Here is a 15,328-nt window from a genome sequence, read left to right on the forward strand (position 1 = left end):
ACAAGAAAGCCCGCTCACACAGTGTGAGCGGGCTTTGCTGTGATGTCGGTTAGAACGTGAGCCGTCCGCCCACCTGGATGATGCGCTGGGTGCCTGCCGCCGAGGTGATCTTGCCATAGTTACCGGACGCTAGGCTTGCGGTGGGGTTGGCGAGACTCACCAGGTTGAAGACATTGGTGGCCTCGCCGCGGAGCTGAAACACGATTCCGCGCTCGAACTTAATGTTGCGGAAGAGCCCCATGTCGATATCTTTGAACCCGGGTCCAAAGAGGCTGTTGCGGGCAACGTTGCCATCCGCGCCACCGGGGCCGATGCCGCCTGTCACGCCGGGCCCGTTCGCGGTGAAAGCTGCCGTATTGAACCATTCACTCGTCTCACTGTTGGTAGCGCAAACCCGGCAGCGGTGAGGACTGAGCACTGGGTTTTGCCCGGAAACGGCATCCGGGCGCTGATTGTTCGTGCTGTCAAAGCTCTTGTTAGCCCCTGTAGTCACCGTGAACACACCACCGCTGTGCAGATAGACAATCGGCGAGATCTGCCAGCCGTTGACCACTTCCTTGACGATCTTGTTATCGCCGTGGAAGTAGTCGAGGTTCCATGTGCCGGAGATCGCTGCGTTGTGGCGCACGTCGGCATTCATGCTGCCGTATTCCTCTTGGATTCCGCCTCCGACGGCACCCAACGAGTTATTTTGGGATGTAAAGGGAGCGCCAAAGTAGCCGGAATCCTGGGGTGACGAAAGTCCATCCGCATCCGGCTCGAAGCTATCCAGCGCGTGACTCCAGACATAAAAGCCGCTGGCGCTGAAGTTATGGAAGAGCTGCTTGGACGCCGAGATTTGAAGGGAGTTGTAATTGGCTGTCAGGTTTGACAGCAGGTCGACAATCTGTGCTCCCAGGATACCGGTGCCATTGTTGATAGCGGCCGCACCTTTCGGACAAGCTCCGACGCAGGGATCGAACTGACGCCGGTCGGCAATGCTGGTTGCCGATGTGCTTGGCGTGCCGAAGGCGGTCGAATACGGCGCATAGTTAACGTCGATAAAGTTGGGCAACTGGTGCGAGAGCGCGCCCACATACGCAGCCGTCAGGGTTACCCGGCCGGGCAACTGCCGCTGCACGGACAGATTGAACTGATACACGTAGGGATACTTGAACTTCGGCGAGATGGCTTCAGTGGCGCCGCCTGGCCCGGAAATGAATGTGGGCGAACTCGACGTGTAGGTATACGGAAACAGGCCACCACCCGAGGCGGTCGAGGGGAAGTCTCCCGGATAGGAATAGAAATTGGTGATGGAGTTCAGCGGGCCCTCGCCGGTCTGCGGCCGCAGGGCGAATGGAATGGCGTTGCCGGGCTGGTTCCACTCGTTGCCGGCGACCGTGCCGAAGAAGATGCCGGCTGCACCGCGAATAGAGGTCTTGCCGTCTCCAAACGGGTCATACGCGAAGCCGACGCGTGGCGAAAGGTGGTAGTACTTCGTGGAAATGATGCCGCGTCCGATGCCCGCGTCACCTGGGAACAACAAGCCCTCGGGCGCGAGCGGAGCGACCGTGGATTGCTGGCCGGGAATGAACGACTCTGTCCTGTTATGGGCATCGACGGGAGGCGTATCGATGTCCCACCGGACTCCGAGGTTGGCCGTAAACCGGGGCGTGAAGCGGTAGTTGTCCTGCACAAACGCCGCGACGTGCCACGTGCTCAGATGCGTGACATACGGTGAGTCCTGTTCCGCGGAGGAGGCCTGACCGGTAACCCAGTCCGAAGTCACATTGCCTGTGGATGTCGGTGCCGAGGTGGCAAAGCTGATGCTGGCAAAGTTCAGCAGGTCGGCAAAGAACATGGTTTTGTCGAGGGCGAATTCGCCGCCAATGAACAGGTTATGTTTGCCCTTGGTGATGCTGATCATGTCGCGCAGCTCGTAGTTGTCAGAACCTGTGAATGGACCAGCATTGGTCGTGGTCGCTGAGAAGTTGGTTTCTGAGAAGCTGGGCAACGCCGGGGGGCCCTGGATGAGAAAGTTCGAGCCGTACGATGTAAGGGTCTGCGATGCTGGGCCGGAAAACGGCAGGTTGACGCGTCCGCCCGCTGCCCGGGTGTACGAGAGCCAGGCTTGATTGGCCGTGGCGGGGCTGAAGGTGTGGACCTCGCTGAGGTTGATATTGGTGCTATCCGAGGCGCTCTGATTGATGGTCCAGGGGACGTTACCTCCTGGGGAGGCGCCGAGCACGTTCCTCGACCAGAAGAATGTCGCCGCTACATGGTCCTTGTCGCCGAGGTTCTGGTCATACTTGCCCAGATATTCGTCTTCCGTTGTCGGGGTGGGGAAGAGACCCGCGTAAGCCCCGCCGCCCTTCGACGGGTTGAGAGCGCCATTGGGCAGCGGGATGGAGGAGCCGATTTTGTTGTTTACGTTGTCGAAGTTTGCAATGGTCGTGTCCAGCAGGGCTTGGGGTATGCAATTGGGCGCGGCCACCTGGCAGTTGGGCGACGAGTTAGTCCCATCCACCTGGTTGGCGGCCGTATGAGCTGCACCCGGCGTGTAGACCGTGAAGGTGTCCCCCGTAAAGTCACCCAAGCGCTCGTTGGCCGTAGGCGTGATGGCGCCTGTAAACACTGTGTCAGTTACCTGGCGCACACCGCCATAGCTGAAGAAGAAGAAGGACTTGTCCTTCTTCACCGGGCCGCCGACGTCACCGCCAAATTGGTTGCGGTGGTAGGGCGTAACGATGATCTGGCCTTGGGCGTTGTGCGCTGGGGCCCAGCTGTTAGCGTTGAAGTCGGTATTGCGGTTGAATTCGAACAACCCGCCATGAAACTGGTTGGTTCCCGATTTTGTGACTACTGAGACCACAGCGGCTGAGAACTGGCCGTATTGCGCGCCGAATGCGCTGGTCTCCACGCGAAACTCCTCGACTGCGTCGGGGTTAGGCGACGGGTTGCCGTAGTTGCGCATGCCCGTGATGTTGTTTCCGCCATCGAGGTAAAAAGCTACCGCTGCACTGCCGCCGTCCATGGAGCCGTTGATCTGCACATCCTCGATATAGAGTCCAGTGGCGAGAGTGGGGTTTCCACTGGGGTTCGAGGAGGGGCTGTTGCCATTGGCCATCACACCCGGCGTAAGGGTGACCTCGCTGTAGATGTTGCGGTTGACCAGAGGCAGGCCAACGATCTCGTCCGGCTCGATGGTTCTGCCCAACACTGCGTCCGACGTATTGATGAGCGGGGGAGCCTCAGTAACGGTGACGGTCTGGCTCGCCGCGCCTACTGTAAGGGTGACGTTCAACGTCTGGGTCTGTTCAACAGTGAGGAGAAGATTCTCCTGGAGGAATTTCTGGAATCCGGGCGACTCAACCTCCACGTTGTAGTGGCCAACGGGCAGGTTTTCGATGATGTAGACGCCCTGACTGTTGGTTGTCTCCACGCGGGAAAGGTTGGTTTCGACATTGATAGCTCTTACCTGGGCTCCGGCGATGACCGCTCCCTGCGCGTCTTTCACCGTCCCCTCAAAGGTGCCTGTGATCTGCTGTGCGGCTGCCGGCAGCGATGCTACCAGCATGCAGATGGACATTGTCGCCAAGGCGGCAATGAAGCTGAGTCTTCTTTGCCTCCCTGAGTTGCTTTTCGGCCTCAAATTCATCCTGTTCATCTTTCGCTCCGTGCTTGTATTTAGTGCTTGATCGCGGCTTCTGCCGTCGTGTTGGGCGAACGCAATTGATTCCCCGCCGAATACACGAATCGCCAGCGATTCGCTGGGACTGAAAGCGCTGGCGGTGAAGGTGGCGAAGTAAATAACGTTCTCTTTAGCGGCGACCACTTTAGCCTCGATTTGATTCGATTGTCAAGATTTCTTTCGGCGGCCCTCCTATCCTGGGCTCTGGCTCTGAGGTGGTAGAGGCTTTCCCCGACGGCATACCAGGCGAGCTTTTGGGTCGCAAGAAAGATCGCTTTTATTTTCTTAAATTATTGATAATTAAGATAGATAAAATCGATTGACTTGAGATGCTGCCGAGAGTCGTCCGATGATTTATTACTGCTCCGGTGGCACCGGTAAAGAAAATTGGGGCACGATGCTCAGAAATGAAAAATGATGATAACGTTAATTGTTCTCACTGGCCGTTGAATCTTACGAAAGGGGCACTACTCCCTACGGAGCTACAGTCGATGCACAACGAGATACCTGAAGACGGGTCTTCATCAGGGATAGCCGCTGCAGCTGTGCCTGATGGCCAGACCAGCCACCCTATAATGGGCGAAAAGATGTCAGAGACGGGATGGCAACCATGAAGAGCGCCGGGGCCGGCAGACCAGGCCGCCAGCCAACCATTATTGATGTCGCGCGCGAAGCCCATGTGGGCGTGATGACCGTTTCGCGCGTCATCAATAATTACGACACCGTGAAGCCGGTGACGCGCGCCAAGGTGATGAGCGCCATCGCCAGGGTTGGATATCGGCCCAATGATGCCGCGCGCATGCTCAAAGGGATGCGCGCGCGGATGATCGGCTTTATCGTGCCGGACCTCTCCGACTTTTTCTCGAGTTGCTTCCACGCCGCGCAAAAAGTTGCGATGCAGCATGATTACCAGACCATGGTTGTGGCCACGGGCCGCAGCGCAGCTGTGGAGAACCGGCAATTGGATTCGCTTGGAAACCACCGCATCTCGGGTCTGCTCATTGTCACCTCCGGAGGCGATGGCCAACGGCTTAAACATCTGCAGGAGAGCGGTATTCCTGTTGTCGCTTTGGACAGGCCTGTCGCAGGTCTGGATGCCGATGCAGTGTTGGTTGAAAACCGTGAGGGCGCCGAGCAGGGTGTGCGGCACCTCATCGAGCACGGCCATAAGTCGATTGCGTGCGTTGGCTTTGACGGAGATGTTTTTACCGTGCGGGAACGGATCGAGGGCTACAAGCAGGCCATGCGCGCGGCCGGCCTGGAGCCACAAGTGTTCGCCGACATTCAATCTCTGGAGCGGATGGAAGAACTGGTCGGGAGATGGTCAAACACTAAGAAGAAGCCCTCTGCCATATTCGCTGCTCAGCGAATCTCTTCGATCCGGCTCATCCAGGCATTGCATCGAGTTGGTTTGCGCGTTCCGCAAGATATCGCGGTCGTTGGCTTTGACGATTTCGAACTTGCGGATGTCCTGGGTACGCCTCTTACCGTGGTCTCGCAGTCTCCTACCTCACTTGCACAGTCGGCAGCGGAGTTATTGTTCAAGCAAATTGAACAAGCGCAGCAGGAATCGGGGACAGAGCATCACCCGGCGAAGATCATCTTTCCTACGCGGCTGATTCTCCGTGCTTCCTGTGGATGCAGCCCCAAGGCTTAGCAGGTCATCCTGCCAAGGCTTCATCATCGTCGGATCGCAGGTTATTCAAAGCGAATAACGTTATCCATTAAAATGAAGAGCCATAGTCGACCGGCCGTTCTACAAAATCGATTTGTTCAAACCGAAACTTATAAGAGCTTCAAGACGTCATTTGCAACAAGAAGGATGGCGATATTGCTGTGGTATCGTTATCTATAACTTTTGACTGCGTTGCGTTGATTCACTCGCTGGAGTGCAGCAAGTGTGCTACCCCGTGCGCATTCTCCGGTACAACCAAGGCTGCGCGGACGATCCGAAAGATAAGCGTGGAGAGACGATGAGGATATTGCAAATGGCGGACATCATCCGCTATCGCACAATGACCACTGAAGAGTTGCGTAGCACCTTTTTGCTGGAAGAACTCTTCCGTGTGGGTGCGCTCGATCTGATCTATGTCGATCTCGACAGGACGGTGATTGGCTCCGCAGTTCCTGCCCGCGAAAAGCTTGTCCTTCCTACGGCCGATCCGCTGAAGGCCGCTTACTTCACTGAGCGGAGGGAGCTGGGCATTCTGAACATCGGCGCTCCGGGTGTGGTCACCGTCAACGGCTCCCGCTTTGCGCTGGGCAATCTCGATGCCCTCTACGTGGGCCGAGGTAACGAGCATGTCAGCTTCGAGAGCGAAGATGCCGTAACACCCGCCGAGTTTTACCTCCTCAGCTACCCAGCCCATGCGGTCTACCCAACCTCCGTCATTCGCTCGGCAACACAAGAGCGAGTGAAGCTTGGTACGCCGGAGTCAGCCAACCAGCGCGAGATTACTAAGCTGGTCTATCTGGATGGTGTGCAAAGCTGCCAACTGGTTATGGGCTTTACGCAACTGGCTTCCGGAAGCGTGTGGAACACTATGCCCGCGCATACACACATGCGGCGCTCCGAAGTGTACCTCTACTTCAACCTTCCTGCGCAGGAGCGGGTAGTCCATCTGATGGGACCAGCACATGAAACACGCCACTTGATGATTGCCAACAAGCAAGTGGTGATTTCGCCGGGTTGGTCGATCCACGCGGGAGTCGGCACGGCCAACTACACCTTCTGCTGGGGCATGGGTGGCGAGAATCAGGTCTACGACGACATGGACAAGCTCGCCACCGCGGAGCTGTGGTAGTGGAAAGAGCAGTTCAATCGCAATAACACCGCCGCTCTGGGGCCGGTTTCAGGCAACATCAACAAAAAGGCCGACCGCTTCCAACCTTTTCTCGGGAACTCTGCGTGCAATGCAGCCACTGATCACGCTCATTAGGTGATCGATTCCAACTGGGTACGTTAGAAACGCATCCCCTCCGTGTCGCCTGCCGCAAATTTCGTCGGATGCAGTGTGATAAATGAACGCCACACAATCGAACTTCTGCATTGCCCTTATACGTTCGCAAAGCTCATAACCATCCATACCGGGAAGGTGAACGTCAGAAAGTATGGCTTCAACGCCGACTAACTCCAGGTCCGCTAATGCCGTTTCCGCATCCGGCACATGCCATGCTGTACAGCCCCGTATCGATAACAATTCGGCAAGACCTTCGGCATGGGCCTTGTGGTCATCGACAATTAAAACTCTCATTTCAGCCACGGTTACGCCTCCTGCGAGCTAGACGAACGTCAGAGGTGATGGGGGAAGTCAACAGGCTTGTTTCTGTTGCAGAGACCAGATGAGTATCTTGGGCGCAAGGCCGGCCAATCTGTCCCAAATGAGACAGTGGCGGACTTAGGTGATCGCAACGCTGATTTCATCAATCTCGCGAATGTGAGAGCTTTCTGTAAGCGTTTGTGCGATTAGTCGAACAAGCTAGCCTGTCATCAGCGGTTCAACTGGTTACTCCTCGCCAATGATCAAAAAGTGTGGACCAGATTCTCCACAAGTGCCCATCTACCCGCAGCCCTGCCACACAAGGTAATCTGAATTCCAAGCGTGCCCAGCCCTGGAACCCAAGCCGAGCCTCTACCTGAAACCCTCCTGTCCGGCTCTGCCGACACGGAAAAGAAATTGCCGTCCTCCGCTCCAGACGTGAAAAGTCCAGCAAAATCAGCCTCAGACGACAATCTCACGCCCTTCATGCGCCAGTGGACCGCAGCCAAGAACGAGCACCCAGATACGCTGCTCTTCTTCCGCATGGGCGACTTCTATGAGCTGTTTTATGACGACGCTGTCATCGCTGCTCGCGAGCTGCAACTGACGCTGACGGCCCGCGACCGTGAGCGCGCCATTCCGATGGCTGGCGTGCCTTATCACGCTGCCGAAAATTATCTCCAGCGACTCCTTCGCAAAGGCTTCCGCATCGCGATTTGTGAGCAGATGGAAGACCCGAAGCTGACAAAGAAAATTGTCCGCCGCGAGGTCACCCGCGTTCTCACGCCAGGCACTGCGTTCGACGCCAGTCTCGATCAGGCGCAGAATAACTTTCTTGCGGCGCTGCATGAATCCGACGGTATTTCTGCGATTGCTCTGCTTGACCTTTCAACAGGCGACTTTCGTGCTGCCGAGTTCCATGGGCCTGCGGCGCATAAACAGGCTATCGACGAGCTCGCTAAAGCTCAGCCCAGCGAGATCCTGCTCTCTTCGAATGCTCCTGCCGATCTAGCCGCTGACCTTACGCGTAATACGGATCGCGTCGCTGCTCGAACGCGCGTGGATGACTGGGTCTGGACGCGTGATTACGCTGTTCCTTTGGTTGAGCGCAAGCTGGGCGTGAAATCACTCGAAGGCTTCGGCCTGAATGGCCATCCCTGCGCGGCGATTGCGGCTGGCGTTATTCTTCATTACGTCCAGAGCACGCAAAAGCTCGACGCAATTCATATCGATTCACTCCGCTTTTTGGAGCGATCGAATGAGCTGCAGCTTGATCCTGTCACGGTTCGCAACCTTGAACTCGTCGAGTCTTTGATTGCGGGTCAGGACACACGCACTACGCTTTTCAGCACGCTCGACTGCAGCCAGACGCCAATGGGCAAGCGTTTGCTGCGCGCGACGATTCTCCGTCCGCTCTACGACGCGGCAGTGATCAATGCGCGCTATGAAGCGGTTGCTGAAGCTCACGGCGATTTGATGTGCCGCGAAGGCCTGCGCCGCGCCTTCAACGGAATCCTCGATCTTGAACGTCTGCTTGCGCGGCTCTCGCTTGATAGCGCAGGTCCGCGCGACGTTGCAGCGCTGGCCGCGAGTCTTGCAAAATTGCCGGAGTTACACAAGACGCTCACAGCGTTCACGGCGCCGCTCTGGCGGGATCTGACGGATCGCCTGGATCCGCTGGCTGACGTTACAACCATCATCACAAAAACTCTTGTGGAGCAGCCTCCGCTAACGCTGGCTGATGGCGGCGTTATTGCCGAGGGTGTCTCCGCGGAACTGGACGATCTGCGGCGCATTAGCCGTGATGGACGCCAATCCATCTCAACTATCGAAGAGCGTGAGCGGGCGCGCACCGGAATTGCATCGCTCAAGGTGCGTTACAACTCGGTCTTCGGTTATTACATCGAGATTAGTAAGTCTAATCTTGCGCTCGCTCCGGCAGACTACGAGCGTAAGCAGACACTGGTGAATGCCGAGCGCTTCACCACTCCTGAGCTCAAAGATTATGAAGTACGCGTGCTGACAGCGCATGACCGTGCCATCGAGATCGAGAAGCAACTTTTTGCGCAGCTTCGCCGCAGCGTGCTTGAAGCTGCCGGGCGTATTCGGCGAATCTCCGCCGTCGTCGCAGAAGCGGATATGCTCGCGGGCTTTGCGCATCTCGCAACGATCCGCAATTACACTCGGCCGGAGCTGGTTGATGAACCGGTGCTGGAAGCAGTTGCAGCACGGCATCCGGTGATCGAAGACTGGATGTCTGCGACGAATGAAGGCCGCTTTATTCCTAACAGCCTTTATCTTTGCGGACAGACGCAGAATGATCCTGAGACTACGGAGAACACGCAGCCAAGCCTACTGCTGATCACCGGACCTAACATGGGCGGCAAGAGCACCTATCTACGTCAGGCGGCGATGCTGGTGCTCATGGCCCAGATGGGCAGCTATGTTCCAGCGGCGCGCATGCGCTATGGGTTGGTGGACCGCATCTACACTCGTATTGGCGCAAGTGACAACGTGGCTCGCGGCCGCTCCACCTTTATGGTCGAAATGACCGAGACGGCGACAATTCTCAATACCGCAACCAACAAATCACTGGTACTGCTGGATGAGATGGGCCGCGGCACGGCGACATTCGATGGCCTGTCGCTTGCCTGGGCTACGGTTGAGTTCCTTCATGCTGAGATTGGCGCACGCACACTGTTCGCGACTCACTATCATGAGCTGACGATGCTGGCCGAGAAACTGCCGCGCGTAGTCAATCTGCGAGTCGGAGTGAAAGAGTCTCCATCCGGCATTGTGTTCCTGCATTCGATTGAGCCCGGAGCGGCCAACAAGAGTTACGGTATCGAAGTAGCCAGGCTTGCTGGATTGCCCAAGGCAGTTCTGGAGCGCGCGCGTCATGTGCTGCGGCAGCATGAAAGACAGGAGCGGCGCAGCGTACAGGCTGAATCAGAAACAGCGGAGCCAATGCAGATGACGATCTTTACTCCGTTATCGCAACGCATCGTGGACCGGCTCAACGCAACAGATGTGAATTCGCTCACTCCGTTGCAGGCTCTGAATCTGCTGGAAGAATTGAAGCAGGAGCTGGCCAAGCCATGACTGATAATCTGCGTCACGCTGCAGGAAGTGTCATGGTGGTTGGCCTTTCGACTGCAGAACTGAGTGGTCTGGAACGCGCATGGCTTAAGCTGATTCGCCCCGCGGGTATCATTCTCTTTCGCCGCAACATCATCGATGCAAAGCAGACTCGCGCGGTGCTAAAAGAGGCCACCCACTACTGCACCACGGCGCATCTGCGCTGCATCGATATCGAAGGCGGAACAGTTGACCGGCTACGCGACGCTGTTGCTCCAATGCCTTCGGCGCAGACCGTAGCAGCGACCGGTAAGCCAGCGTTGATGCAAAAGCACGGCGAACTCATCGCTCGCGAAGCGTCTGCGTTTGGTTTTAATGCAACGCTTGCTCCAGTGCTCGATCTGGCGCTGCCTGAGTCTGCCAAAGTCATGGGCACACGAACCGCTTCTGCTGATCCGGAAACGGTGGTTCTTTACGTTCGCGCTTTTCTTAACGGGCTCAAAGTGCACAGTGTCGCCGGATGTGGCAAGCACTTTCCGGGACTAGGCGGCGGAACGCTCGATTCTCATCTGGAGACGCCTGCGATCGATCGATCAACGGCAGAGCTTTGGCGGGACGACCTAGTTCCCTATCGGCAATTGAAAAACGAACTGCCGATGGTGATGGTGAATCATGCGCGCTATCCGAAGACGCCGGGGCATAACGATCCAGCCAGTGTTTCGCGCTACTGGATCACAACCGTCCTCATGGAAAAGATTGGTTATCGTGGGCTGATCTTTTCGGACGACCTGGAGATGGGCGGCATTCTTAATTACATGCCGATTGAGGAAGCATCGATTGCGGCTATTCGCGCAGGTATGCATCTGATCGAGATAGGCCACGGCCCGGAGTTGATTCTGCGCGCGTATGAAGCACTGATCGGCGAAGCTGAGAAGTCTGCTGCATTCCGCAAGCTTTTGATCGAAAGAGCTAGATCCTGCGCCAGACTTCGTGCTGCTCGATTCTCTACACCGCAATCCGCTGCTCTGTCCTCATCTCAATTAAGTAAGCTCGCGGAGAGCATTCGTGCGTTCGCTGCCAAAGTTGAGTCATCGCAAGGCGGCGCAGCATGATTGTTGCAGGCATTATGAGCGGGACATCAGCCGATGGCATCGATGTTGCGCTAGTCCGTATTCGCGACGGGGAAGATGGTTTTTCGAAGCTGCGGCTTCTGGCCCATGAAGCATTTCCATATCCGGCGGGGCTGCGCAGAGCGGTGCTCGCAGCGATGAATGCCAGCGCAACGTCCACGGCAGAGCTTGCGCGGCTCAACTGGCGCCTAGGCCTCGCCTATGCCAAGGCAGTGCGCGTTGCACAGGAGCGGCATCAGCTTAAAGCAGCTCTCGTTGGCTGTCATGGGCAGACGCTCTATCATCAGGCGACGACACAGTTGTATGCGGGCGAGCGCTTCGCGTGTACATGGCAGGCAGGCGAAGCTTCACTCATTGCTGCCGAGCTTGGCATTCCGGTTGTTTCCAATTTTCGTCCTGCCGATCTTGCCGTTGGAGGCCAGGGAGCGCCGCTGGTGCCGTTGCTCGACTATGTGCTTTTCCGTCACGCTACGCGAGGCCGCGTGTTGCAAAATATCGGGGGCATCGCGAATTTCACAGCCATTCCGCCTGGAGCAAATCCGCAGGACACGCTGGCGTTCGATTCCGGCCCTGGCAATATGTTGATCGACGCACTGACACTGAAGCTTTACAGCAAGACAATGGACAGGAATGGCCGTATCGCGGCCTCCGGCGCGGTGATCGCACCGGTGCTCAAAGCGGCTTTGAAGCATCCTTTCTTCCGCAAAGCGCCGCCCAAGAGCGCGGGACGCGAGGAATTTGGCCGTGAATACGCAGCGAAGTTTCTCGCGGATTGCCGCAAGATAAGCAAACGCCCAGCGGATGCAGTCGCTACCGCTACTGCGTTGACCTCGACCTCTATCGCCGAGGCATATATCCGCTTCTCCGCGAAGAAGATGGGTGGTGCGAAGGTTGACTACATTGTGTCTGGCGGCGGCGCCCGGAATCGCACGCTAATGCGCCAGCTTGCCGAGAGGCTGCAGGGTCATGGCTGCCGCATCGCTACCATTGACAGCTTCGGTATGCCCGCGCAGGCAAAAGAGGCTGCCGCGTTTGCCTTGCTTGCGTGGCAGACATGGCATCAACGTCCCGGTAATTTGCCCTCAGCTACAGGGGCGACACGGCCTGTAATTCTGGGCCAGGTGAGCTATGCCTAGGCTCTTGATCCCGCGCATCTCCTGTCTTGTTCTTCTCTGCTTTGGAGTATTGGCTATCACGAGCTGTCATCGGCAACGCTCCGATCGGGGAACAGTTGTCTTTCTTATTGAGAGCAGCCCTACAAGCCTCGATCCGCGCGTGGGAACGGATGCGCAGTCGGAGCATATCGACGAACTGCTCTTCGATGGTCTCGTGGAGCGAGACGCGAGCTTCCGTGTGAAGCCGGGATTGGCGGACAGTTGGGAGCAGCCCGATCCATTAACGGTGATCTTTCATCTGCACCCGAATGTACACTTCAGCGATGGACGTCCGCTGACTTCGCGCGATGTATTGTGGACGATCCGGTCTATGCGCGATGGAACAGTGATCACCGCTAAAGGCGCCAGCTACGCTTCGGTGGCGAGCATGGCAGCGCCTGATCCACTCACTGTCGTTTTGCACTTGAAGGAACCCGACAATTTTTTGCTGACGAATCTTTCTGCCGGCGCAATGGGTATCGTTCCTTACGGAAGCGGACGGGATTTCTGGCGGCATCCGATTGGGTCGGGGCCGTTCCGATTTGTAAGCCAGGAAATCGACAAGGAAGTGATTGTCGAACGCAATCCACAAAGCTGGAATACCGAGGGCAATGGCAACATCGAACGAGTTCGATTTGCTGTGGTGCCAGAGCCGGTGACGCGGGCACTTGAACTGCGCAAGGGTTCGGCTGATCTCGAAAGCAACTCTTTGACGCCGGATATGCTGCCTGAACTGGCGCGCGAAAAAGATCTCGCCATCGACAGCAAGGCTGGAACACAGGTGCAATACCTGGCTTTCAATACAGTCGATCCGGTTTTGCGGGATGCGCGGGTACGTCAGGCGATTGCATGCGCTATCGATATTCCGCTGATCCTGAAAACGCTACAGGCCGGCCGCGCGCAGCCGACGGTAAGCCTGTTACCGGCGACTCATTGGGCGTGGACTGGCGATGTGGATCGTTACGATTTTGATCCCTCGCGTGCTGAGCGCCTGCTAGAGGAAGCAGGTTATCCACGCAAGGCCGGCGGAGTGAGGTTGCACTTGACTCTGAAGACCAGCACGGACGAGGGAACCCGGCAACTCGCAGCCACACTGCAGCAACAGCTTGCCGCAGTTGGGATTGATCTGGATATTCGCAGCTACGAAGCAGCGACATATATTCAGGATCTGAACCGTGGCTCGTTCCAGATATATGCCCTGCGATGGGTGGGCGGAAACGAGCAGCCGGACATCTTCGCTTATGCGTTCTCGTCTGCGCGCATTCCTCCGAAAGGCGCGAATCGTGGGCGATATCGAAATCCGGAATTGGATGCGCTGCTTGCCGATGCAAGCAGTTCAACTGATCAGGAGCGGAGGAGAAAGGATTATGTCCAAGTACAGCAGATCCTAGCGCGGGATTTGCCTGCGTTCAATCTCTGGTATAAGGATTCGATTGTTGTTCATAACCGACGAATTTCCGGGATTTCCGTCAGCCCTTCCGGGAGTTTCGATTTTCTCCGGTCGGCGCACGTGCAAATGTAGTCACCTATTGCGCCTCGCAACAATTCGTTACAAAGACTTCCCTAAACTTTCTTTTTCCTTACATCGTCTACCTGTGCAGCCGCGGATACGAACCGCAGGCAGAAATGGATGGTCTGGAATCGTTTCCGCTCTTCTTCCTGATTTCCAGCCAACCATCAACTAAGCCATTTATTTTCTGCAGTTTCAATCATTGTGATGTTAGCTTGGCAGTCTAAGATGGCTGAATCAAGACGAGATTCGAAATCCAGGATCTCTTTGTTCTACGGAGAAAGACGATGCAAGCAGGAAGTAAGAGAGCGAATTGGTGCGCGACCATCAGCTGTGCAGTTCTCGTAGCTGTGGCGAGCGTGTTTGGAATAGCGGCGGTGAGCGCGACCTCGGCGTTTGGGCAGGCGGCATCCGCAAGCCGAATCCTCGGCACCATTTCTGAATTGGGCACCGGCTCCATGACGGTGAAAACCGACGCTGGCGTTGAACACAAAGTTACTGTTCCAGACGGCGTCAAAATTCAACGGGTACCACCCGGCGCGAAGGATTTGAGCAGCGCAGAGACGATTCAGTTCAGCGATCTTTCGATGGGCGATCGTGTGCTGGTCCGGTTGACGCCGGACTCATCGAGTGATCCCGTTACGGCTGCGTCAATCGTCGCGATCGGGAAAGCGGAACTGGCGCAGAAGCAGCAACAAGAGCAGGAAGACTGGCAGAGAAATGGCGTCGGTGGCCTGGTTAAGAGCGTAGATGCGGGAACGGGTGTCATCACCGTTGTCTCCGGAGCGGGACCGACGCAAAAGACCATTGCGGTGCATACCAGCCCTACAACGGTGTTGAAACGCTATGCCGCAGATTCCACGGATTACAACCAGGCAAAGCCGGCTCCGATCGAAACGATTCAGGCAGGCGATCAGTTGCGCGCCCGCGGCACAAAGAGCGCCGATGGAACGGAACTTACTGCTCAGGAGGTTGTCTCTGGAAGCTTCCGCAATATATCCGGCGTACTTAGCGCAGTAAACGCATCGGACCAGACGATCACTCTAAAGGATCTGATTACGAAACAGAATGTGACGGTGCATGTCGGTAAGGATACGCAGATGCACCAATTGCCCGAGAACATGGCAAAAATGCTGGCCACGTTGACGAAGGGGGCATCCGGTGCACCGAATGGCCCGCCGAGTGGTGGCGGATCGGAGGGATCGCCAAGAAGCGCCGGTGGACCTCCGTCAGGTGGACCTCCTCCCGGTGGGGCGCGACCTCCGTTTGGTGGTGGTGAGGGTGGCTCTGGTCGACGCGGCGATCTGCAGACCATGCTCAATCGTGCTCCTGCCATTCACATTGCCGATTTGAAGAAAGGCGACGCCGTCATGCTGGTGTCGACAGTTGGCACGCATGACGTTCAGGCCATTACTTTGCTTGCGGGCGTAGAACCCTTGCTTGAAGCGCCTGCTGAAACACAAAACATGCTGCTTTCTAACTGGAGCATGAGCTCCGGCAGCGCTGAAGCAGCTCAGTAAGACACA

Annotated in this window: 9 protein-coding genes; 7 read left to right on the forward strand and 2 right to left on the reverse strand. The window is 56.7% G+C overall.

The window, feature by feature from the left end; genetic code table 11:
- Positions 1 to 49: 49 nt before the first annotated feature.
- Positions 50 to 3,646: a TonB-dependent receptor gene (locus OHL22_RS01570; RefSeq protein ID WP_263332494.1), complete on the reverse strand. Its 3,597-nt coding sequence runs from the start codon at positions 3,644 to 3,646 to the stop codon at positions 50 to 52.
- A gap of 625 nt (positions 3,647 to 4,271) precedes the next feature.
- On the opposite strand from OHL22_RS01570, the gene OHL22_RS01575 reads away from it, so the two are divergent.
- Both OHL22_RS01575 and kduI read left to right on the forward strand, forming a co-directional pair.
- A complete protein-coding gene (locus OHL22_RS01575) occupies positions 4,272 to 5,327 on the forward strand; it encodes a LacI family DNA-binding transcriptional regulator (RefSeq protein ID WP_263332496.1) in 1,056 nt (351 codons plus the stop codon).
- Between the two features lie 316 nt (positions 5,328 to 5,643).
- A complete protein-coding gene (gene kduI, locus OHL22_RS01580; protein WP_263332497.1) occupies positions 5,644 to 6,474 on the forward strand; it encodes a 5-dehydro-4-deoxy-D-glucuronate isomerase in 831 nt (276 codons plus the stop codon).
- A gap of 48 nt (positions 6,475 to 6,522) precedes the next feature.
- Here the strand turns inward: kduI and OHL22_RS01585 are convergent, their stop codons facing one another.
- Entirely contained in the window at positions 6,523 to 6,924 is a 402-nt protein-coding gene (locus OHL22_RS01585; RefSeq protein WP_263333296.1) for a response regulator, read from the reverse strand.
- A 348-nt stretch (positions 6,925 to 7,272) separates the two neighbouring features.
- On the opposite strand from OHL22_RS01585, the gene mutS reads away from it, so the two are divergent.
- The 5 genes from mutS (at position 7,273) to OHL22_RS01610 (ending at position 15,322) form a co-directional block, all read left to right on the forward strand.
- Positions 7,273 to 10,032 (forward strand): DNA mismatch repair protein MutS, encoded by a 2,760-nt coding sequence (mutS, locus tag OHL22_RS01590; protein WP_317890875.1) that lies wholly within the window; start codon positions 7,273 to 7,275, stop codon positions 10,030 to 10,032.
- Entirely contained in the window at positions 10,029 to 11,120 is a 1,092-nt protein-coding gene (gene nagZ / locus OHL22_RS01595; RefSeq protein ID WP_263332499.1) for a beta-N-acetylhexosaminidase, read from the forward strand. Before mutS ends, nagZ begins: the two co-directional genes overlap by 4 nt.
- A 14-nt stretch (positions 11,121 to 11,134) precedes the next feature.
- Complete coding sequence (locus OHL22_RS01600) at positions 11,135 to 12,274, forward strand: anhydro-N-acetylmuramic acid kinase (protein ID WP_263332501.1); 1,140 nt, start codon at positions 11,135 to 11,137, stop codon at positions 12,272 to 12,274.
- Positions 12,267 to 13,814: an ABC transporter substrate-binding protein gene (locus OHL22_RS01605; RefSeq protein WP_263332503.1), complete on the forward strand. Its 1,548-nt coding sequence runs from the start codon at positions 12,267 to 12,269 to the stop codon at positions 13,812 to 13,814. The genes OHL22_RS01600 and OHL22_RS01605 overlap by 8 nt, the downstream gene beginning before the upstream one ends.
- Positions 13,815 to 14,089: 275 nt before the next feature.
- On the forward strand, positions 14,090 to 15,322 hold the full coding sequence (locus OHL22_RS01610; RefSeq protein WP_263332504.1) for a DUF5666 domain-containing protein: 1,233 nt from the start codon (positions 14,090 to 14,092) through the stop codon (positions 15,320 to 15,322).
- Positions 15,323 to 15,328 lie beyond the last annotated feature (6 nt).

The organism is Acidicapsa dinghuensis, assembly GCF_025685685.1.
In the GTDB taxonomy this organism is placed as follows: domain Bacteria; phylum Acidobacteriota; class Terriglobia; order Terriglobales; family Acidobacteriaceae; genus Acidicapsa; species Acidicapsa dinghuensis.